The organism is Colwellia sp. F1, from assembly GCF_056238625.1.
Genome location: NZ_JBWDLI010000003.1, coordinates 1 through 20,352, shown reverse-complemented (window position 1 = coordinate 20,352; position 20,352 = coordinate 1). Strand labels below are relative to the sequence as shown.

15 protein-coding genes are annotated in these 20,352 nt (G+C 39.2%); 10 read left to right on the top strand and 5 right to left on the bottom strand.

The window, feature by feature from the left end; all coding sequences use genetic code 11:
- Window positions 1-2: 2 nt before the first annotated feature.
- From AC0UA9_RS03170 to AC0UA9_RS03155, 4 genes are all read left to right on the top strand, one after another.
- On the top strand, window positions 3-530 hold the full coding sequence (locus AC0UA9_RS03170) for a MotA/TolQ/ExbB proton channel family protein (RefSeq protein WP_475656940.1): 528 nt from the start codon (window positions 3-5) through the stop codon (window positions 528-530).
- A 66-nt stretch (window positions 531-596) separates the two neighbouring features.
- Window positions 597-1,007 carry an ExbD/TolR family protein gene (locus tag AC0UA9_RS03165; protein WP_215974551.1) on the top strand — a complete coding sequence of 137 codons (411 nt, stop codon included), beginning with the start codon at window positions 597-599 and terminating at the stop codon, window positions 1,005-1,007.
- 34 nt (window positions 1,008-1,041) lie between these two features.
- Window positions 1,042-1,671, top strand: a complete 630-nt coding sequence (locus tag AC0UA9_RS03160; RefSeq protein WP_475656937.1) for an energy transducer TonB — start codon at window positions 1,042-1,044, stop codon at window positions 1,669-1,671.
- 101 nt (window positions 1,672-1,772) lie between these two features.
- Window positions 1,773-3,113: a tetratricopeptide repeat protein gene (locus AC0UA9_RS03155; protein WP_475656935.1), complete on the top strand. Its 1,341-nt coding sequence runs from the start codon at window positions 1,773-1,775 to the stop codon at window positions 3,111-3,113.
- 229 nt (window positions 3,114-3,342) lie between these two features.
- On the opposite strand, the gene AC0UA9_RS03150 is transcribed toward AC0UA9_RS03155, so the two are convergent.
- Together AC0UA9_RS03150 and AC0UA9_RS03145 are read right to left on the bottom strand one after the other, a co-directional pair.
- A complete protein-coding gene (locus tag AC0UA9_RS03150; protein WP_475656932.1) occupies window positions 3,343-3,642 on the bottom strand; it encodes a DUF6172 family protein in 300 nt (99 codons plus the stop codon).
- 191 nt (window positions 3,643-3,833) lie between these two features.
- The gene (locus AC0UA9_RS03145; protein WP_475656930.1) at window positions 3,834-4,289 is read right to left on the bottom strand and encodes a methylglyoxal synthase; all 456 of its coding nucleotides are present in this window, start codon (window positions 4,287-4,289) and stop codon (window positions 3,834-3,836) included.
- A 240-nt stretch (window positions 4,290-4,529) separates the two neighbouring features.
- On the opposite strand from AC0UA9_RS03145, the gene AC0UA9_RS03140 reads away from it, so the two are divergent.
- The 6 genes from AC0UA9_RS03140 to AC0UA9_RS03115 all read left to right on the top strand — a co-directional run bounded on the left by AC0UA9_RS03140 (window position 4,530) and on the right by AC0UA9_RS03115 (window position 13,323).
- Window positions 4,530-6,722 carry an OsmC domain/YcaO domain-containing protein gene (locus tag AC0UA9_RS03140; RefSeq protein WP_475656927.1) on the top strand — a complete coding sequence of 731 codons (2,193 nt, stop codon included), beginning with the start codon at window positions 4,530-4,532 and terminating at the stop codon, window positions 6,720-6,722.
- 207 nt (window positions 6,723-6,929) lie between these two features.
- Entirely contained in the window at window positions 6,930-7,427 is a 498-nt protein-coding gene (locus tag AC0UA9_RS03135) for a hotdog fold domain-containing protein (protein ID WP_475656923.1), read from the top strand.
- Window positions 7,428-7,530: 103 nt separating this feature from the next.
- Entirely contained in the window at window positions 7,531-8,316 is a 786-nt protein-coding gene (locus AC0UA9_RS03130) for a DUF432 domain-containing protein (protein WP_475656921.1), read from the top strand.
- Between the two features lie 47 nt (window positions 8,317-8,363).
- Window positions 8,364-9,245, top strand: a complete 882-nt coding sequence (locus AC0UA9_RS03125; RefSeq protein ID WP_475656917.1) for a mechanosensitive ion channel family protein — start codon at window positions 8,364-8,366, stop codon at window positions 9,243-9,245.
- Window positions 9,246-9,564: 319 nt separating this feature from the next.
- Entirely contained in the window at window positions 9,565-10,983 is a 1,419-nt protein-coding gene (locus AC0UA9_RS03120; RefSeq protein ID WP_475656913.1) for a polysaccharide lyase family 7 protein, read from the top strand.
- Between the two features lie 405 nt (window positions 10,984-11,388).
- Window positions 11,389-13,323, top strand: coding sequence for a hypothetical protein (locus AC0UA9_RS03115; RefSeq protein WP_475656910.1), 1,935 nt, complete (start codon window positions 11,389-11,391; stop codon window positions 13,321-13,323).
- A gap of 100 nt (window positions 13,324-13,423) precedes the next feature.
- Here AC0UA9_RS03115 and AC0UA9_RS03110 read toward each other — a convergent pair whose 3' ends face one another.
- The 3 genes from AC0UA9_RS03110 to AC0UA9_RS03100 form a co-directional block, all read right to left on the bottom strand.
- Window positions 13,424-15,220: a DUF885 domain-containing protein gene (locus AC0UA9_RS03110; RefSeq protein ID WP_475656907.1), complete on the bottom strand. Its 1,797-nt coding sequence runs from the start codon at window positions 15,218-15,220 to the stop codon at window positions 13,424-13,426.
- A gap of 190 nt (window positions 15,221-15,410) precedes the next feature.
- Window positions 15,411-16,277 (bottom strand): PEP-CTERM sorting domain-containing protein, encoded by an 867-nt coding sequence (locus tag AC0UA9_RS03105; protein ID WP_475656904.1) that lies wholly within the window; start codon window positions 16,275-16,277, stop codon window positions 15,411-15,413.
- 709 nt (window positions 16,278-16,986) lie between these two features.
- Entirely contained in the window at window positions 16,987-19,527 is a 2,541-nt protein-coding gene (locus AC0UA9_RS03100) for a TonB-dependent receptor plug domain-containing protein (protein ID WP_475656901.1), read from the bottom strand.
- Window positions 19,528-20,352: the final 825 nt, after the last annotated feature.

Sequence of the window (20,352 nt, the reverse complement as noted above, 5' to 3'; positions counted from 1 at the left end):
ACGTGATTGCCTTAACCGAAATGTACAGCGCTATTGTAGAGTTCATGGATACTGGCGGACAAGTATTAACTGTTATTGGCTTTGTTATTTTCATTATGTGGTTGATGATTTTTGAACGGTTTGTCTTTATTTCATTAAGTTATAAAAGCGTTAAAAAGCATTTGCTTAGTACATGGAATAGTAGAGCCGAACAAACATCATGGAACAGTGAGCAAATTAGAACGGCTTTAATTTCGCGTGGTGCAACTAAGCTCAACCGCAACATAACCTTGATTCAATCATTAGTTGTGCTTTGTCCATTGCTAGGCTTGTTAGGTACGGTCACCGGTATGATAGAAGTATTTGACGTAATGGCAATCTCTGGCAGTGGTAACGCGCGCTCTATGGCTTCAGGAGTTTCACGCGCCACTATCCCTACCATGGCAGGTATGGTTGGTTCGTTGTCGGGGGTTTTTACCGTTGCCTGGATTAAGCGCAATGCCAAAAAAGAAACTGAGCTATTAGCGGATGCGTTAACGGTAAACCATTAAGCTAGCCACAAAATAATCGTTGTTATTAGTAGTTGGCACTAAATAGATAAATTATTAGGAAAAATCATGCGTCACTTAAATAAAATGATCCAAGCGCAAGAAGAAAAAGAAGAAATAGATATGACTCCAATGCTCGATGTTGTTTTTATTTTACTCATCTTCTTTATTGTTACCGCTTCATTTGTAAAAGAAGCAGGTATAGATGTTAACCGTCCAGAAGCAGCCACAGCAGTGAAAAAAGAACGCGCTAACATACTGGTTGCTATTAGCGATAAAGGCGATATTTGGATAAACAAACGTAAAGTGGATATCCGTAGCGTACAAGCAAATATTGAACGATTAAAAGCCGAGAATCCACAAGGCACGGTTGTTATTCAAGCAGATAAAAAAGCAACAACAGACACCTTAATTAAGGTAATGGATTCAGCGCGAGCCGCTGGTGTGTTTGATGTATCGATTGCAGCTCAAGAAGCATAGTAAGCGTTGCAATATAGTAGTTGGAGTGTATTAAATGACAATCATTGTGCGCAGTGGAGTTCGATACCTTATCGCAGCTGTATTAGCAATAAGTATGACATTTGTCTTATTTTGGGGCATGCAAAAGCTTATTGCTGGTGGCAGCGACGCCATGTCTGAGCCAGTCAAAGGTAATGTGCTTGACTTCATTCGTTTAAAAAAGGATGAAACGGTTGTAAAAAAAGAACGTGAGGTGCAAAAGCCAGCAAAGCCTAAAGCGCCACCACCGCAAATGACAACACCGCCCATGCAACAGAGCAATCCTAATGCAAGTTCAGCTAAAAATAGTTTCACAGCTGACATACAAGCAGATACAGGCCTGTCAGGTGGTTTAAGTTTAGACAGCGGTGACGGTGATTACTTACCCATAGTTAAAGTAGCAGCGGTCTATCCGCGCCGAGCGCAAGCACGTGGTATTGAAGGTTTTGTTGTGGTGGAATTTACAGTAACAAAAACCGGTGCAGTGACTAACCCTGTTGTTGTGCATGCTGAGCCCGAAGGCGTGTTTGACCGAGCAGCGCTCGATGCCGTACTGAAATTTAAATATAAACCTCGCGTTGTTGACGGTGAAGCGATGCCGGTTGCAGGCGTACAAAATAAAATTAGTTTTGAAATTGATGGCTAATTTTTTAACAGCGCATTTTCACGAATATCTTAAGCGAAAGTTAACTTGCATATTGCAAACATTAACAACAGATTTTTTCAATAAATTATAGGAGAGTTAAAATGAGTATGAAAACTTCCTTATTCTTAGCTACTACATTGAGTGTGATGGTATGTTTGCCCTCTACACAGGTAAGTGCTAATGAAAACAGCACAGCAAACACCAAACAAGCGCACAAGAGTTACCGTTCAACTAAAAAAGTGCCGGCGATGCGTAATCGTGTTTATACCCAATTAGCGCGTGCACAACAGTTAGCTGATAACGGTGACTTAACGGCTGGTTTAGCTGTGTTAGCGGAAGTTGAGCAACGCGTTGACAGCTTGAATGGTTACGAACGTGCAATGCTTTATAACTTCTATAGCTTTATACATTATGCCAATGATGATGTTGACAGCGCGATCAGTAGCTTCACCCAAGTAATCAGTGATGAAAGCACTATCCCTGATAGTTTACTGCTCTCAACACGTTACTCGTTAGCGCAATTAGCGATGCAAAAGCAAGAATATGCTATGGCCTTAACGCATTTAAAAGCATGGCAAGCAATTAACACTAAGCCTTTAACCTCAAATCAAGAGATGTTATTTGCCCAAATTTATTATCAAGATAAACAATTTATAGACAGTTTACTGCATATTGAAAATGCGATTAATATCGCAGCACAACAGAATAAAGTGCCAAAAGAAAACTGGCTGGTGTTAAAACGCGCTACCCATTATGAGCTAAATCAGCCAGATAGGGTTACCCAAGTAATGGAGCAACTGGTGCGTTTATATAGTAAACCACAATATTGGTTACAGCTTGCAGGAATGTATGGAGAAATTGGCGAAGAGCAAAAACAAATAGCGGTAATGGAAGCAGCCTATCAAGCAGGTTACATTACTAAATCAAGCGAAGTTATGACACTTGCCCAGTTATATCAATTTCACGGTGCCCCTTTTAAAGCAGCAAAATTAATTAATAATGCGATTGCAAATGGCACAGTTTTAGCGCAAGAAAAAAGCTTAGACTTGCTATCACGCGCTTATTTAAGCGCCAAAGAGCCTAATAAAGCCATTGCAACATTACAACAGTTAACTGCATTGGTTGATGATGGGAAGTATGACGCCTTACTAGCACAAACATACCTAAACACAGAACAATGGCAACTAGCCATGAGTGCCGCTGAACAAGCACTTAAAAAAAGTGACAATGACAGCTCATCAGCTTACTTAGGTAACATGTACCTTGTTATAGGCATGGCAAACTATAATTTGAAAGCTTTTGATGCTGCCCTCGCAGCGTTTACCCAAGCGCAACATTTGCCTAAAATTAAGAAAACAGCACAGCAATGGGCGAAGTATGTTGAACGTGAGCAAACAGTGTTTGAACGACAACAAGAAATGCGTTTGGCTATGCTTAACTAAAAAATAGTTAATAAAATGAAGACCGATCTTCTCAATTTAACAATAACGAATAACGTAGGATAAAATTTTTATTTTCCCCACCTTTATAAGCGCCGATTGGCGCTTTTTTTTTACTGCATGCTTTTTAACGCTACAAGCGCAACACTTAATGAATATGCATAAAACTGGCTTATAAAAATTGTGCTTGAGGTCCTAGATTTTACGCGTAGCCGCTAGCTAGTAGAGAATGTTATTCTTCAAGAATAGGTTTTGGTGTTCGCTTGGCAGGTTTTGCTAAAATTTCTAAATAAAAGCTTTCAAGATCATGCTGTACGGCATCATCAATACATTTATTAAGCGCAGACACATGCACAATATCAGCCGTTGCTTCGGTATGGCCATATTTACAATCAAAATCCCAGAAATCAGCATCATTCGGCAACTTTTTGTTGCGCTCTCTTTTAAGGTATTTTTTTACTTCATGTTTAATGGAATCAACAAGCCTTGGGGTTTTAATTTTCTTGTGCGTTAATAAAAATGTTTTTTTCATTAGTTACCTTGTTCAGACTTTTTATTTTAAATATTTGCTACTATTTGTTAAAAAACAAATATGCTAACGTGATTGAGCGCAATGTTATTTATCTTAGCGTAAATCTTGCTTTAACCCTGCGGAAAACTCTATCGTGAAATGATATTAACACAAAAGAGTCTATAGCTGATACGTAAAAACACCAACTGATTTTAAGTTCTTTTAGCTAAGTAACCTTGATAATCTGGTATGCGAGCATGGTAAGTGTTATTTAAGTGAATTGAATCTAAAATAAAATCAGCTGTTGCAATATTTGTTGCCACAGGAATATTCCAAACAGCGGCTAGCCTTAACAAGGCTTTGACATCTGGGTCATGGGGAGCAGCATTCATCGGGTCCCATAAAAATATCAGTATGTCTATTTCTCCTTGCGCGATTTTAGCACCAAGCTGCTGATCACCACCCATAGGGCCAGAAAGTAAGGCTTGTACTGGTAAGTGTAATTTTTTACTAAGCAGTGAACCTGTTGTGCCTGTGGCGTAAAGCTGATGTTGTTTTAATGCCTCTATGCGAAGCAAAGCCCAATCAAGCAGTGCTTCTTTCATATGATCATGTGCAACAAGTGCTATGTGTTTATTTTGCCCTAATACCCGTGTTGTATATTTCATAATTCGTTCTCAAGGTGTAATGCTAAAGGTGGTGATAAGCGCTATTAAGGTAATGGACTTAGCGAAGCACCGCCTATTTTGCTTAATAGCACTAATGTTAGCAGTATTAAACAGCCGTAAATACAACAAAAAGTTGATTATTATCTTAATTAAGATCCTTATACGCAATAGGCATGTTAAAATCTATTCATATCAGCTCATCGCTTTTTTATTGCAACACATAATGTGGGAAACTTTTTCATGGAAATCAAAGTTAATTTTCTTGACAACCTCAGACTTGAAGCTAAGTTTGATGACTTTACCGTTATCGCCGACCAACCAATTCGTTATAAGGGTGACGGTTCGGCGCCGGGTCCTTTTGACTACTTCTTAGCATCGTCTGCACTTTGCGCCGCTTATTTTGTTAAGTTGTATTGTTCATCACGTGATATTCCCACTGAAAATATACGCTTATCACAGAATAATATTGTTGACCCCGAAGATCGCTATAATCAAATTTTTCAAATACAGGTTGAATTGCCAGACACAATTTCAGACAGAGACAAAAAAGGAATTTTGCGCTCTATTGATCGTTGTACCGTTAAAAGAGTCGTACAGACTGGGCCTGAATTTAAAGTGGAAGCGGTAAATAACCTAGAAGATGACGCCCAAGCTATGTTTATGGAACAGGCAACCGGTGATAACAATACCTATATTTTGGGTAAAGACTTACCCCTAGAGCAAACAATTGCTGAAATGACAAGTATCTTGGCTTCCCTTGGCATGAAAATAGAAGTCTCTTCATGGCGCAATATTGTGCCTAACGTATGGTCTTTACATATTCGTGATGCAGCCTCTCCAATGTGTTTTACCAATGGTAAAGGCGCTACCAAAGAAAGCGCACTTTGCTCGGCTCTTGGTGAATTTATTGAACGCTTAAATTGTAACTTCTTTTACAATGATCAGTTTTTAGGTGAAGACATTGCCAACAGTGAGTTTGTCCATTATCCCAATGAAAGGTGGTTTAAACCCGCAGCCAATGATGCACTACCCGCAGGTATACTAGACGCGTACTGTTTGAGTATTTATGATCCAGACCATGAATTGCGCGCCTCACATTTAATCGATACTAACTCAGGTAATGTTGAACGAGGTATTTGTGCTATTCCGTACACGCGCCACAGTGATGGCGAAACGGTTTATTTTCCTTCCAACTTAATCGAAAACTTATTTTTAAGTAATGGCATGAGCGCAGGAAACAATTTACTCGAAGCCCAAGTGCAGTGTTTATCTGAAATTCTTGAGCGGGCAGTTAAAAGACAAATAATAGAACAAGAAATTATTTTGCCCGATGTACCACACGCGGTACTTGAACAATATCCCACTATATTAGCTGGTATAAAAGGGCTAGAAGAGCAGGGCTTTCCAGTAGTGATTAAAGACGCTTCATTAGGTGGGCAGTTTCCCGTTATGAACGTGACACTAATGAACCCTAGAACTGGCGGCGTATTTGCTTCGTTTGGCGCGCACCCAAGTTTTGAAGTAGCGTTAGAGCGCAGCTTAACAGAGCTGTTGCAAGGTCGTAGTTTTGAAGGGCTTAACGACATAGCCAAACCCACTTTTAATAGCATGACAGTGGCAGAGCCAGAAAACTCAGTGGAGCACTTTATTGACTCTAGCGGGGTTATTTCTTGGCGATTTTTTAGCAAAAAATATGATTATCAATTTTGTCAGTGGGATTTCTCAGGTACTAACGAACAGGAATGCGACAACTTATTTGGCATTTTTAAAGCCCTCGGTAAAGAAGTATACACCACAGTATTTGACCAACTAGGTGCTACCGCGTGTCGCATGTTAGTGCCGAACTATTCAGAAGTATATCCTGTTGAAGATCTTATTTGGGATAATACGAATAATGCACTCAATTATCGAGCAGATATTTTAAACTTACACAGTTTGACTGATGAAGCCCTAGTAGACTTGCTAGAGCGCTTAGAAGATAGTCAGCAAGACAACTATATTGATATTAGAACCTTAATTGGTATTGAGTTTGATGAGAACACTGTCTGGGGCCAGTTAACAATTCTGGAACTTAAAATCCTCATCTGTCTTGCCCTAGGGGCGCTTGAAGATGCGCTCGACTTTGTTGGTGAGTTTTTACAATACAATGACAATACCGTCGAACGGGGTTTATTTTATCAAGCAGTTAGTGCCGTGCTTGAAATTACGTTAAACGATGAATTGGCACTAGAAGATTATATTGACAACTTAAATAGAATGTTCGGCGAAGAAACCATGAGCAATGTTGTTGGCTCAGTATGGGGTGAAGTTAGGTTTTACGGTTTAACGAAAACGAGTATGAAACTAGAAGGATTAGATAAGCACTTAAGGTTAATTGACAGCTTCAAAAAGCTACATAAAGCACGGGCTTTATACGCACAACAATTAGCTTAAATAAACACTTAGTTGCAAGGATGCAACTTTCTACAAACACTATATAGCAATACAAAATAGCACTACACACGCCTTAAGTTTTTGACCGTACTTATTTGATAAGGCAACACCAATGTTTTTTGCGTTTTGGTCATTTAATGTTAAACTCATCCGACCAGGTGCCTTTAACCCTATCGGCGAAAGCAAAATCACTGAGGAATGCTAATCATGGCGCAAAATAAATCTATAAATACAAAAGCCAAAAAAACTAAACCCACTAAAGTTATGTCGTTATATAAACGGGTGACTCGCCTGCCTTTTGGGCACAAATTATTTTCTCTCATTGTTGCGCGCATGGCTCCTTACTTTACTACTATTAAACCCATGATTACCGAGTTAAGGCCCAACTACTGTGAGTGTTTTATTAAAAAGCATAAAAGAGTACAAAACCATATAAAAACCATGCATGTTATCGCCATTTGTAATGGTTTAGAAATGGCGATGGGGGTTATGGCTGAAGCATCCATACCAAAACATTTACGCTGGATCCCTAAAGGCATGTCGTTAGACTATACCGCAAAGGCTGGCTCAGACATACGCTGTGTTGCCCAAGTTGAGCCCGAGCAATGGCAACCCGGTGATTTATTAGTGGCGGTAACGGCATACGACAGCAACAATGTTGTTGTGGTAAAAGGGCACATTAAACTTTGGGTGTCTGAAAAATAAGAAACCCCACGCTTTGTCACCGCAAGTAATTAAACTTTTTAGTTCACTATCATTTATACTAGGCTAGTTGAGGTGTTTAACATTAATGTCTAAAGAGTAGCGTATGAGTAACAATGTTTGGTGGGGAGAATTTGCTTTTGAACCCCAAGAGATAAAGTGTTGGAGTATTGGCGAGCGAGCTATTTTAATCAAACGAAAACTAACCGAATGGAATACTTGGAGCCTTGAAAGTGAACCCACAGAGAACGACATATTGGTGTCTAACGGTGCAGCGCTTACTGTAGAAAATAACGCCGTTATTGATCGCTTTTTGGAAAAACAAACGTCAGAAAAAATTAAGGTCTACCCAGCTTTAGCCGACCGCACCATGATCGCAAGACCGTCTTCACCGCTCACCATTTTAGCGGGCGAGAAAATTCAGCTCTATGTTAGCACGCCTATTTGGTTTTATGCACAAACACTCCCTAGTGGTAAATGTATAGTTGATTTACCTTTTTGGCGGCCATCAGACTCCTGGTTTGGTAGCTCGACCATAGATGGGCAGTTATGTTATGCAAAATACACCTCAGCCAAAACTAACCTTGATGAACTTGACTTACACCCGCATAGGGCTACAACGGCTATTATAGTATTTAATAGCCATAATAAGCCCTTAACCATTAACCGAATTAATGTCCCTGTAAACTATTTAACTCTGTACAGTGATGCTAAAAATCAACTATGGACATCAAGAGTTTCAATTAAAATAGAAGGTGTGTCATCGGAAGTTGAATTAATTATCGATAAAAATTTTCCTACTGAATTTGGCCCTCATACCCTGGTGAGTACTCCAAGAATTTCAGCAGAACATGGAAAACTAATACGCAGGCTCAGTAACTTGTTTGGCTAACTGTAGTCCAATTAATCATTAATTAAGTAACCAGTAGGTAATAAATAATGGCCGTTATTTCTGAATTTTTTAGTATGTCAAAAGCATCGCATTTATATATATTTGTTCAAGCATTAGTGTTCGTTTTGGTGGGCTATTTCATTGCTAAAGCTATCAGTGGCGCCGCATCGAAAGCAGCTGAAAAGAAAATGACAACACATGGCCTTTTTTTATTAAAAAGAACCGTATTCTATACCTTGTTAATGCTGTTTGTTTTGTCTGCATTAAAACATATAGGGATAGATTTGACGATATTGCTCGGCGCGGCAGGTATTTTTACGGTCGCCATTGGTTTTGCGTCTCAGACATCAGCCTCGAATTTAATTAGCGGTTTATTTTTAATGATAGAGCGGCCTTTTTCCATTGGAGATGTTATTAAAGTGAATGACATTGTAGGCGAAGTAATTTCTATTGACCTATTATCAATAAAGTTAAGAACTTTCGACAACCTATTTGTTAGAATACCAAACGAAAGTATGATCAAAAGCGCTGTTACCACGCTAACGAAGTATCCTATTAGAAGGGCTGATTTAACAATAGGAATTGCTTACAAAGAAGACATTGAACGGGTAAGAGAAGTTTTGTTAACAATAGCAGAAAAAAGTGTTATTTGCTTAGAAGAACCCGCGCCACTTTTCATGTTAACGGGTTTTGGCGCTTCATCTGTTGATATTCAGTTTTCTGTTTGGTCAAAAAGAGAAAATTTCCGTGCGCTTAAAAATGAAATGTATCAAAACATTAAAAAAACGTTCGATGAACAAGGCATTGAAATTCCATTCCCCCACGTCAGCTTGTATGCAGGTGCACAAAGTAAGCCTTTTGACGTTGCAATGACAAAAAAAATAAACAAGGGCGAAAACACTGTTTTAGGATCAGACCCGGAAAAATAGCGCATTTACCAAGGTTGAATATCTTCAATATTCAACCGTTTTAACGCTCCAGATTTAACAGCTGACATTTCATATAAGATACCTTACAGGATAAGGAGCGTATAAACTTGCTGAACTACCTCCTGTGCAAAAATATCGAAAGGTATTATTGTTAAGATTATAAATAACATAGCAGCAAGGCGTGCTCACAAACATACTACTACGTATTCAACTTTATGGTTAACGTAAAACTCATTGTCATACCAAAAACTTTATTTTGGTTTACTGCGCCTTGGTTTTTGGTAATATGGTTTTTATTTTATAATTATTGAGGTGTGCTTTGCGAATTTATAGTGGTTTAGTTTATATCTGTTTATTAACAATTTTAGGCGGTTGTAATTCATCTTCTAATATGGAAGATGAATTACCGGTACCTGAGATAGAAAAACCTGAGGTAGAACAGCCAGAAGTGGGGCAACCGACAGACAATGAAATATCGCTACAAGATGTTACTTGTTCGGGTATGGCAAAACTTAATTTTATTGATGCATTTGCCACAGATGAAATGGCTAATTATCAAGCGACAAATAGTATTGATGGTAACTTTCTAGCCAAGTCTCGTTGGTCAGCCTCTGCGAGCAATGCTTCACTCACCTTAAAAATTAATGATATTGCCTTACTTAAAGGTTTATCATTTACTTGGCATAATAATGATGCACGCAGCTACAGCTATGATGTTGCGGTTTCAAAAGACAATGAAAATTGGACGCCGGTAATTTCGTCTGCAAATTCTGATATGACATCGACACGAGCGCAGTTTTTTGAAATTCCACCCCATTCAGTTAACTATGTGAAAGTGATGCCACAAGGCAATACCAAAGATAACACGACACACCTAGTTGAGGTTGAGGCATTTGGTTGTCAGCGTAATATAAGTACGGCCATTCAGTTAAACGATTGGTATTTAAGTATACCCGTTGATGCACACACCAATGCGAAAGCGAAGAGTATTTATGAGTCAGCGTTAAATAATGATTATTTTCATCATGAGTTCTTCTTCCCAAGTGAAGATAATGGCCTCGTTTTTCGTGCACCAATTGAAGGTGCTAAAACCTCAGCCAATACGAGTTATACCCGTACAGAGCTTAGAGAAATGCTGAGATCAGGCAATACGAGCATTAAAACGCAAGGTGTGAACAAGAATAACTGGGTGTTTTCAAGCGCGCCAATCAGTGACCAACAATCCGCTGGGGGAGTAGACGGTGAATTAGTCGCTGAGCTAGCGGTAAACCATGTTACTGAAACGGGTGATGACTCACAAGTTGGCCGGGTTATTATTGGTCAAATTCACGCAAATGATGACGAACCTATACGGGTTTACTATCGTAAACTGCCGAATAATAGCAAAGGTGCTATTTATCTTGCGCATGAAGTGGAAGGTGGCAATGATATTTATTATGAATTAATTGGCAGTCGTTCTAAAAGTGCGAGTAATCCTACAGATGGTATTCGTTTAAATGAACGTTTTGGCTACCGTATATCGGTTACAGGTAACTTATTAACTTTCACGTTAACAAGAGCGGGCCAGTCTGATCTTATTCAAAAAGTTGATATGAGTAACAGCGGTTATGATGTAGGGGGTCAATACATGTATTTTAAAGCTGGGGTGTATAATCAAAATAATACCGGTGAGCCTAAAGATTATGTGCAGGCTACTTTTTATTCAATAGAAAATAGCCACACAGGTTATACGCAATAAATTAAGTTAAGCTTACCTGACCATCCCTGTAATAATCATTATTACAGGGCTCTTGGGTCTTCTCACGTGATAATTGGGTGTCATGGCACATTGTTGCCGTATTCAAAGTAGACCAGCACATTAGATTACCTAGCTAGCACCGAACAACTCACCGCTAGACCTGCTTAAAGCGTTATCGATAAGTATTTTTTGCTGTTGCGCTTACTTTAGCTATCAATCAGCTTAGACTTACCAATTTCACTAAAATTTTACTTTTGTTACCATTATTGGTTGACAGTTTGGTAATGTATTGTAATTATGGTGGTCAGTATTTTAGTTAAATAGCATATTTTCTGGGTTACCTTTAACTAAATAGCTAGATAACTTAATAACTAAAACAATTAAATTTTTACGGGGATAACTATAATGAAAACAAAATTGTTTATCGCAATAGCCAGTGCGCTAGCGTTAAGTGCATGTAAAAGTGATTATGAGCTACCATCAAGTGGTAATTCATTAGGCAGTGTTGCCTTAGCGGGTAATGCCATTGTTGGCGAAACATTATCAGCAGATATTACTGATAATAATGGTTTTGAAGCCAGCGGTGTTACTTATACTTGGATGCTTGACGGCGTTGCTATTGCCGGCGCCTCGTCTGACTCGTACGTTGTTGCTGCATCTGATGAAGGTGCTAAACTGTCAGTCAATGTGAGTTATGTTGATAACGACGGTTATAGCGAAGTAGCAACTTCTAACCAATCAGATACGGTTGAAATTCCTGCTGTACAATCTGAAGGTAGTGTTGCTATCACAGGTGATGCATACGTAGACTTTGAATTAACTGCCGCGATAACAGACGACAATGGTCATGGTGATACGCCTATTGAATATGTTTGGTCTGCAGATGGTGTTGTTATAGAAGGCGCCACAGAACAAAGCTATAAGTTAACAGAAGCAGAGCTTGGCAAAACAATTACAGTTACCGTAAGCTACACAGACAATGATGGTTTTGAAGAAACAAACCTAATATCTTACCCTACTGCAGCAATTACAGTTAAACCTTCTGATGTGGTAGCGAGTAAAGTTGCTTCTATCACTGACAATATGGAAGATGATGCAGGTGAGTTAAGATATAAGCATGACGCAACTATAGAGGCAGGTAAAATTTCTGTATCTTTTGCTAAAGATGAAGTAATGACCGCAGACGGAACAGCAAAAGAAGCTTACATTGCTTTATATGGTTCATCGACCTCGACGGCCGCGGCAGTTGTTGATTTAAGGATTGGCAATGGTACTTACACTATACGCAATAGTGATATTGAAGTTACGTCTACTTTTACCCCCGGAGAATGGATAGACGTAGAAATGACTTGGGATGCCTCAAGTGCAAGTGATTCTGTTGCGCCTTTAGTGACAATCGCGATTAATGGTAGCGCTGTAACTACCGAAGCTTTCTCTTCAGTTTCAACGGATCTTGCTTCAGTTATGGACGGTGTTAGAACCGTTGTGTTTAAGCTCAGTGATACAAGCTCTACTGTTACAGGTGCTTACCTGGTTGATGACTTCACCCTTTACTCTGATTTAGCAGGTACTACTGTTGCTTTTGAAGATGACTTTGAAAGTTATGAGATTAATACATCACTTGATGGTGCACCGTATAACTCAAGTACAGCAGAAGCTTTTGTTGTTGAAGTTATCAAAGAAGGTAGTAGCAACGAGCCAACAGAGCCAGAAACGCCCGCTGTTCCACGTGGTCAATTTGCAGTAATTACTGACAACATGACAGATGACGCAGGTGAACTACGTTATAAAGATTCAATCTTAGAGCAAGGTAAAATGACTGTTTCATTTAACAAGTCGATGGACGATGGTAAAGATGCTTACATCGGTTTGTATGGCGGCTCAACCAGTGTTAAAAATGCGGTTATTGATTTAAGAATTCAAAATGGTGTTTTTGAAATTCGTGACAATAGTGATGCTATCCTTGAGGCGGTAACTTATACTTTAGGTGAGTGGCATGACGTTGAAATAACTTGGGATTCAACAAGTAGTACAGAAGTGACAGAATTAACGCTGTCAATTGATGGTGTTATGTACGGACCATTCCTGTCATCAGCACCAGAGCCAGGTGATTTAACCGCTGACGGCGTATCAACAGTTATCTTTAAGCTAGGTGACAATAGCGGTGTAACCGCAGCAGAGTTTTTAATTGATGACTTTGTACTTTATTCAGATATTGCGGGTACTACAGAAGTATTTTCTGATAACTTTGAAGATTATAACTTAGGTGACTCACTTGATACAGATAATGCTGAATCACCTTATAACAGTAGCTCGGCAGAAGTTGTTGTTGGAAATTAATCATAGTGAATAACTAAAAAAGTTAACTCTTGATGTTTAAAAAATAGCGCTATTGATTAGCGCTATTTTTTTGCATTGTTGACTAACGCTTTTATTAACCTTATTTAGTAGCAGTAATATATCGGTCAATTTCGGCTTCAACCATGGTTAACGGTAATGCACCGTTCCCCAATAAAGCATCATGAAAATCTGGCAGGTTAAACTTGGCTCCGAGTGCTTTCTCTGCTTTATGTCTAAAACGCCAAATAGCGATTTCACCTAATTTATAAGAAAGTGCTTGTCCTGGCCATGATATGTAGCGGTCTACTTCAGCCTTAACATTTGCTTGAGATAAAGAGGTGTTGCTGGCAAGGAAATCAATACCTTGTTGTCTACTCCAGCCTTGAGAGTGAATCCCTGTATCAATAACTAACCGGCTTGCGCGCCACATTTCATAGCTTAACCGGCCAAAGTGGTCATAAGGGGTGTCATAAACGCCCATTTCTATGCCTAATTTTTCTGTGTATAAACCCCACCCTTCGCCATAAGCGCTAAAATAAAGACCTTGACGAAATTTAGGCACATGTTGTAACTCACGAGAAATAGCAAATTGATGATGATGGCCAGGTACCGCCTCGTGTAAAGTTAATGCGGTCAATTCATAGAGTGGTCTTTGATCTAATTGGTGGGTATTTAGCCAGTAGGCACCACCACGATTACCACCAACGACGGCACTATTATAAGAGGCTGTTGTATAGTTAGGCGCAATTTCTTTAGGTACAGGGACAATACCATATGGAATACGTGGCAGTTTGCCAAAAAACTCAGGCATTACATAATCAATACGTTTAGCAATATATGAAGCTTCTTTTAATAAGTCTTTCTCTGATTTCGCGTAAAACTGCGGGTCTGTACGAAGCAGATGGGTGAATTCTTCAAAAGAACCTTTAAAATTAAGATCTTTTATCACCTGCTCCATCTCTGCTCTAATACGCTTTACTTCATTGAGCCCTATTTGATGTATTTCTTGCGCGGTAATATTGGTTAATGTGGTGTAGGTTTTTATTTGGTGAGCATAATACGCTTTGCCGTTATTCATTTGCTCAGCGCCGAGTGTTTTTGAAGCTGCTTGCAGGTATTCACCGCCAAAAAATTCAGCGAATGTTGCAAAAGCAGGTATAGCAGACTGTGATATAGCTAGTTTTGCACTGGCTCTAAGTTTTGCTTTGTCTGCTTGCGATAGTGAATGATGCATCTTTATAAAAGGCTTATATAAACTGCTTTTTGTTGGGTCTTGATAGTTTTGTGCATTAACCGTTGGAAGAATGCCCTCAACCACAACTTTAGGCAGAGTAAAGTTAGTTTCAATACCAGTACGCATATTAATGGTGTTTTCATTAAAGTACCTTGGTATCTCATTTATCCGAGCAATATAGTTTTGGTAGTCTTTAGCGGTATTCATGACTAAACCATTACCCATATTAAGTACCGACAGAAAAAAACTACTAAAAGTATTTAATGGAATACGCGACAAGTTTAATTCATATCGACTGATAGCCCCCTCAATTACCCATTGCAGTAACTGATGGTTAATGCGGTTTTCGTCCGTTAATGCGTTAATATTTATGTTTGTTAAACGCGTTAAAAACGCTCTTTCTTTATTACAGCGTTTATCGTTAGCCTGTTGTGACACGCGTGGAAGTAAATGGTTGTAATCGTTCAGTCCAGCGCGTGTGGCTGATAAAGGGTTTTCTTTTAAAGAATAGTCCCATCTTTCGTTAATAATGTCTGTTAATTTCTCATTCGCATTTTTAGGCAATGTGTCATTGGCAATGGAGTTGTTGCTATAAAGTAAAAACCAAGCAAAGATAAGCCTGCAACTGATATTGCGAATGCTAGTGAATGTTATATTTTTCATTATATTCCTAGTGTTTATCAACTATTGTAAAGTAACTAACAACAAAGCGAATAGGCTTTCTAGCCAGTTTATTTGGGTTTTATGATTCATATTAATGAGTTTACAGTAATACATAGTAGAAGAAACTATAGGCAATAAAAAAGCACCAGCTAAGTGGTGCTTTAAAGTAACATTAAGTGAACAGGTTAGTTTACTGCTTTTTAAATTTTCTTGATGCTAAGCCTATTAACCCAAAAGCAAAAATAGCTAATGTCGTTGGCTCGGGTACCGATGTTGATGGAGGCGGCTCATTAAAACCAGCATTGCCAGCAACATAAAAACCCGCTAGAAAAATATTATCATCACTACTAGGGTTATTGGTGTGAATTTCAATGCTTGTATCTCCTGTCGTTATATTAGGCACTAAATTATAGCGTTCGTGATCTTCAAGATAGGTTGGATTATCTGGTGTAAAAGCGTCTTCAAACCCACCTACGGTAATTAGAGAGCCATTCGCTAAATCTTCGCCATCATCGTAGTTACCAGCAACGGTAGAAATGACATTACCATTCACCTCAATCGTTGATGCCTGATCGCAGCAACTAAAGTTTATGCCTAAGATCATTTCGGCAAAAAAACCTGGCGCACTTGGATCAAGCGGGTCGTCAAAATTAATAAAGGTTGTTTCGCCGCCAATCGCAGAGAACCCATCAAAAATACCTACTGACGCAAGTGCTAATAATGGATTTTCATAAACGACCACTAATGCAGAGCCATCTACATTATTACCCAACACAGTCTCTTCTATTGTAAAATCATAAACACCACCAGGACCGGTTTCAATTGTATTTTTTACAATATTGGTTACATCAGCACGATGCGACCCTGTGAGTGAAAATGAAGTATTCGTTACTTCTGGCCCTAAAGAGACAGTACTACCATCGAGAAGAACCGTTGGCATACCAGTTGAGCCTTGAGTAGCGACATATAAATAAGCAGCTAAAACAGTTGAGCCTGAATCTACTTTCGCACTAATGATACCTTCGTTGCTTAAGCCACCCCAGCCATCGCTTGACATAGCAACATCACCGTTAAACGTCTGAAAATTTACTAAGCTTGCGGTAGCTGTTTACATCTTATTTACCCTGCAGTTTTCTTTTGGTTACAAGTTGATTGTTTAAATAGTATTTTATACAAAATAATATTAGCCATTGTTTTATATGAAAAATATAAAATTGATACATTGGCATTAAATTTTATGTCGCCAAACATCATTGCGCTTAAATGTTTACTTTAGGGCTTAGCTTGCTTTAAAAGTTTCATCTTGTGATCTATGTGAAGTGCAAACCTGACACTTAACGCAATAAACATTAATACTATCGTTAAACAGTTGTGTTGCTGCTCAATTATTAGGCGGTTTGTTAGCCGCTATCGATTTTATAGGTAAAAAGTGTCAGCTTTTTATGCAGCGTAAATATTGAAAAAATTCTACTATTTTACTGTGCGAGGGGAGGGTAAATAAGATTATGTTATAGCAGCTTACAACAATAAAGGCATGGCATTATCAATGATGCTATGCCTCTAATTAACGCTCTGCTTCAAATCAGCTTACTAGTAAGGTGGCGATTGTATGCTCAATTTACCAGCAGGCAAGCATTATTATGGTCGTTTAGTATGTTTTAGCAAAATAAATATTGTTATTCAAGGACAAAACAAAGCATAAAAAACGCAGTAATTAACTGCGTTTATGAGAGAGCCTTTATTGACTTAATCAGTGGTTTTAGTCATTAAAAACTAAAGCTCAATTTAGCGTAATAAGTTCTGCCATCAAAGCCATAAGGCAATGCCCGTACTGGGTATTTTAAGGCGCCATTCGTAATAAAGTTTAGTACCTCATCTTCTCCCAGCTCGTCTGGTGTTGCGTCAAACAGATTATCGGCACCTAGTGAAAGTGCTAACATGTCATTAATTTGGTAACTAATATTTAAATCAACTAGCACCGCAGACTCAACCGTACTGGTTGGTTTAAATGAGCCCGTTGGCGAAAGCTCACCTGGTAAAGAAATATGGTCGTTACCGAAATATTTAACGTCAGTTTCACCAAAATAATTAAAACGTAATGTCGCTATATAGGCATCACATCCGTAATCAAACGTCAGCGTTGCGCGCTCGCCCGGTTGTCCGTCAGTTAAAAAACTGCGTTGTAAGTCGTCTAAGGCAACACTTTCAGGAATACCTTCAGACGCATTAACCTTATCAATGGTGGTATCGTTGATATTACCGGCAAAGGTAATAGCTAGGTTAGCATCATCAAGCTGGGTACGATATGACGCAATCACATCAACACCTTGTGTGGTTGAATCTACCGAGTTTGAAAAGTAGTTAGCTTGTACAGCGCCGGTTGCTTGTAGCGCGCTGACGGCGTCAGCACTAAAGGCAACATCATCAGCAGACAGTAAACTACCTAAGTTAATACGGTCTTTAATTTCTACGCGATAAAAATCTACCGTTAGGGATAATTCACTATTAACATCGTAAACAAAACCAGCACTTAAATTTTTAGATGTTTCCAGTGCTAGGCTATCAACGCCTAAGGCACTAGGAAATTCAGAGCCTGTAGTTGCTGTGAATGATTGTGTTAAAACTCCATCCGAGCCTAAGTTGGTTGTAAAAGCAGTATAACCACTTTGTTGCAGTGAGGGCGCTCTAAAGCCTGTAGATGCGGCAGCGCGCATGGCAAAATCATCGCTAATTTCATAACGTGTGGCCAATTTACCAATGATATCATCACCGGCATCAGAAAAGTCTTCATAACGTAGTGCGCCGCTAACGTTCCATGTATCGGTAATCATAGTTTCAATATTGGCATAAAAAGCGTAGCTGTTACGGTTACTGTCGTTAGTTGCTTCTGGGCGTAAACCGTTATATGCCTGAAAACCACATTCAGCAAATTGCGTTGGATCATTCACTGCAGGATATGAGGTGTCCATATTGGCTAAGCCACAGGCGTATGATGCCTCTTCGCCTGCTACGATGGTATAATTTTCTTCACGGTATTCAGCACCAACGGATACGTAAAGTGGCTCATTACTACCTATGTCAATAATACCCTCAATATCAGCATTTATTGTTGTTTGGTCAAACCTAAAACCACCGGAATAACCCCCTGAAGGTCCTGCATTTGCGGCAATGTCTGCATCAGTTGCCGACGGGTTATTAAATAAATACTCAGCCGCATAAGAAGCATTTATGGTATTACGTGAAGAGAAATCATACTGGTTTTCGCCATAGACGGCTGAAATATCATACGCCCAATCAGGGCTTATGTCGCCTCTTAAACCTAGTGCAATAGATGTGTCTTCAGCCTCGTTAAAGATACGTGGTAAAAAACCGTCGCTGTATACTTGCGTCACGTTTTTGTTTGCTTCGTCAAAGTTGCGGAAAAAGCCATTACCTAAGGCAGTACGTTCAGAATAACCGCCAAATGAGTATAGCTCGTTATCGCCAAACGGAATGGCCATATTATAAAACAAGGAAGTAAATTCACTTGCTGAATTTCCTTGGCTCCAACGTACCTGGTCTGATAATGTGCCAGGCTCTACGTCAAGTGAACCGCCTATATCGCGCTCAGCACGGTTAGTACCGTCGGCATCACGGTATTCAAGAGACAAGTTAATAAATCCGCCATTATCACCAAGTTCAAAACCACGGTTAATCCCTGTAGAAAGGGTATCTCCGTCACCTTCACTAGTACCACCATATTGCACGTAACCCGTTGTAACGCCGGTAGAGTTATTAAGTGATAAATTAATAACACCTGCTATCGCGTCTGAGCCATATTGTGCAGCTGCACCGTCGCGTAATACTTCTACGCCTTTCAACGCTGTTAGCGGAATAGCATTCATATCAGTGCCTGCGGCTCCAGCACCAACTGTGCCATTAAGGCCAAAAATAGACTGGTTATGACGACGTTTACCGTTAATTAATACCAAGGTTTGATCAGGTTGCAAACCACGCAGGGTAGCAGGTCTAAATAAGTCTGATCCATCAGAAATTTGTGTGCGAGAAAAGTTAAATGACGGTGCTGTCGCCTGTAAGCTTTGTCCAAGTTCAGTAAAACCGCCTTTGTTTAAATCGTCTGCGTCAATTAAATCAATAGGGGAGGATGATTCAGTTGAGGTGCGGTTAGATACGCGCGACCCTAACACAGAAATTCGCTCAAGGTTTTCTGTTGCGGTTACTTTTGTCGTCTGAGCATTGGCAATACTTGGGGCACTAACGGCTAAAGTAATGGCGAGTGCTAATGTGTTTAAACGGTAATGTTGCATAATGATGTTCCGGTTTGTATTCTATTATATTTTATAATTGTGCTAATCCTAGTATGTAGGGAACATCCTAGCAATTTATATGAATAAAAAGATACGAAAAAATAGTATTATTATTCAAAATAAATGAATAAAGTTCAATATATCAAAACTAACGTAATACTTGGCTGTTTATTGAGCTATTTATGAATTTAGTGAACATGTTGGTTAGTTGCGCACACTTGTTTAGTAAAAGCTCAAGCCTGACCATATGGCACATAATTGCCTATGTAAATCGTGAATGGCTTGTGATTTATGCCTAAAGTTAACAAGGCCAATAAAAATTAACATGGCTAGTATAGTTAATTTTAAATACGAATTAGCAAGTTTTTGTTCAGGGATGTTTTTGTGTTTGCGCGTTAGTTTTTTAACTTCTCTATATAGCAGTGGCGCTACTATCAAGGTTAAACACTTGGTAATCACAATGACGCAGTTTTAGCAGCTCAGGATATTGTAAAAAAAAGAATACTCGGGAAATGGCACATAACAAGCCAAATCAGCGGGATTTTGTAGTTTGCTTTGTTCCGTTGCGCTTCACATTTTAGTAAACTACATAAAGCCCCTGTTTGGGGCGTTGGTATGACTCCCCACGTCAAGTTAAACCATAAAAATCTCTGCTTTTTTTCGAGCCATATTCGCTTTATGTTTAAAAAATGAGTTAACGCAGTAGATGAAGCAAGTAATTTCGTCGGTTATCATGCTGATATTCGTGGATTATTAACCTGTTGGTTAACAGCGCCTACCTTACTTGTTCCGTCGTGACACCTGTCTTCAGTCTATGCTCGTGGT

Excerpts from the sequence above, each read along its gene's own strand:
- AC0UA9_RS03125 (WP_475656917.1), top strand. The coding sequence starts at position 8,364 with ATGGCCGTTATTTCTGAATTTTTTAGTATGTCAAAAGCATCGCATTTA.
- AC0UA9_RS03130 (WP_475656921.1), top strand. The coding sequence starts at position 7,531 with ATGAGTAACAATGTTTGGTGGGGAGAATTTGCTTTTGAACCCCAAGAG.
- AC0UA9_RS03115 (WP_475656910.1), top strand. The coding sequence starts at position 11,389 with ATGAAAACAAAATTGTTTATCGCAATAGCCAGTGCGCTAGCGTTAAGT.
- AC0UA9_RS03160 (WP_475656937.1), top strand. The coding sequence starts at position 1,042 with ATGACAATCATTGTGCGCAGTGGAGTTCGATACCTTATCGCAGCTGTA.
- AC0UA9_RS03135 (WP_475656923.1), top strand. The coding sequence starts at position 6,930 with ATGGCGCAAAATAAATCTATAAATACAAAAGCCAAAAAAACTAAACCC.
- AC0UA9_RS03140 (WP_475656927.1), top strand. The coding sequence starts at position 4,530 with ATGGAAATCAAAGTTAATTTTCTTGACAACCTCAGACTTGAAGCTAAG.
- AC0UA9_RS03110 (WP_475656907.1), bottom strand. The coding sequence starts at position 15,220 with ATGAAAAATATAACATTCACTAGCATTCGCAATATCAGTTGCAGGCTT.
- AC0UA9_RS03165 (WP_215974551.1), top strand. The coding sequence starts at position 597 with ATGCGTCACTTAAATAAAATGATCCAAGCGCAAGAAGAAAAAGAAGAA.
- AC0UA9_RS03105 (WP_475656904.1), bottom strand. The coding sequence starts at position 16,277 with ATGTCAAGCGATGGCTGGGGTGGCTTAAGCAACGAAGGTATCATTAGT.
- AC0UA9_RS03155 (WP_475656935.1), top strand. The coding sequence starts at position 1,773 with ATGAGTATGAAAACTTCCTTATTCTTAGCTACTACATTGAGTGTGATG.
- AC0UA9_RS03145 (WP_475656930.1), bottom strand. The coding sequence starts at position 4,289 with ATGAAATATACAACACGGGTATTAGGGCAAAATAAACACATAGCACTT.
- AC0UA9_RS03150 (WP_475656932.1), bottom strand. The coding sequence starts at position 3,642 with ATGAAAAAAACATTTTTATTAACGCACAAGAAAATTAAAACCCCAAGG.
- AC0UA9_RS03100 (WP_475656901.1), bottom strand. The coding sequence starts at position 19,527 with ATGCAACATTACCGTTTAAACACATTAGCACTCGCCATTACTTTAGCC.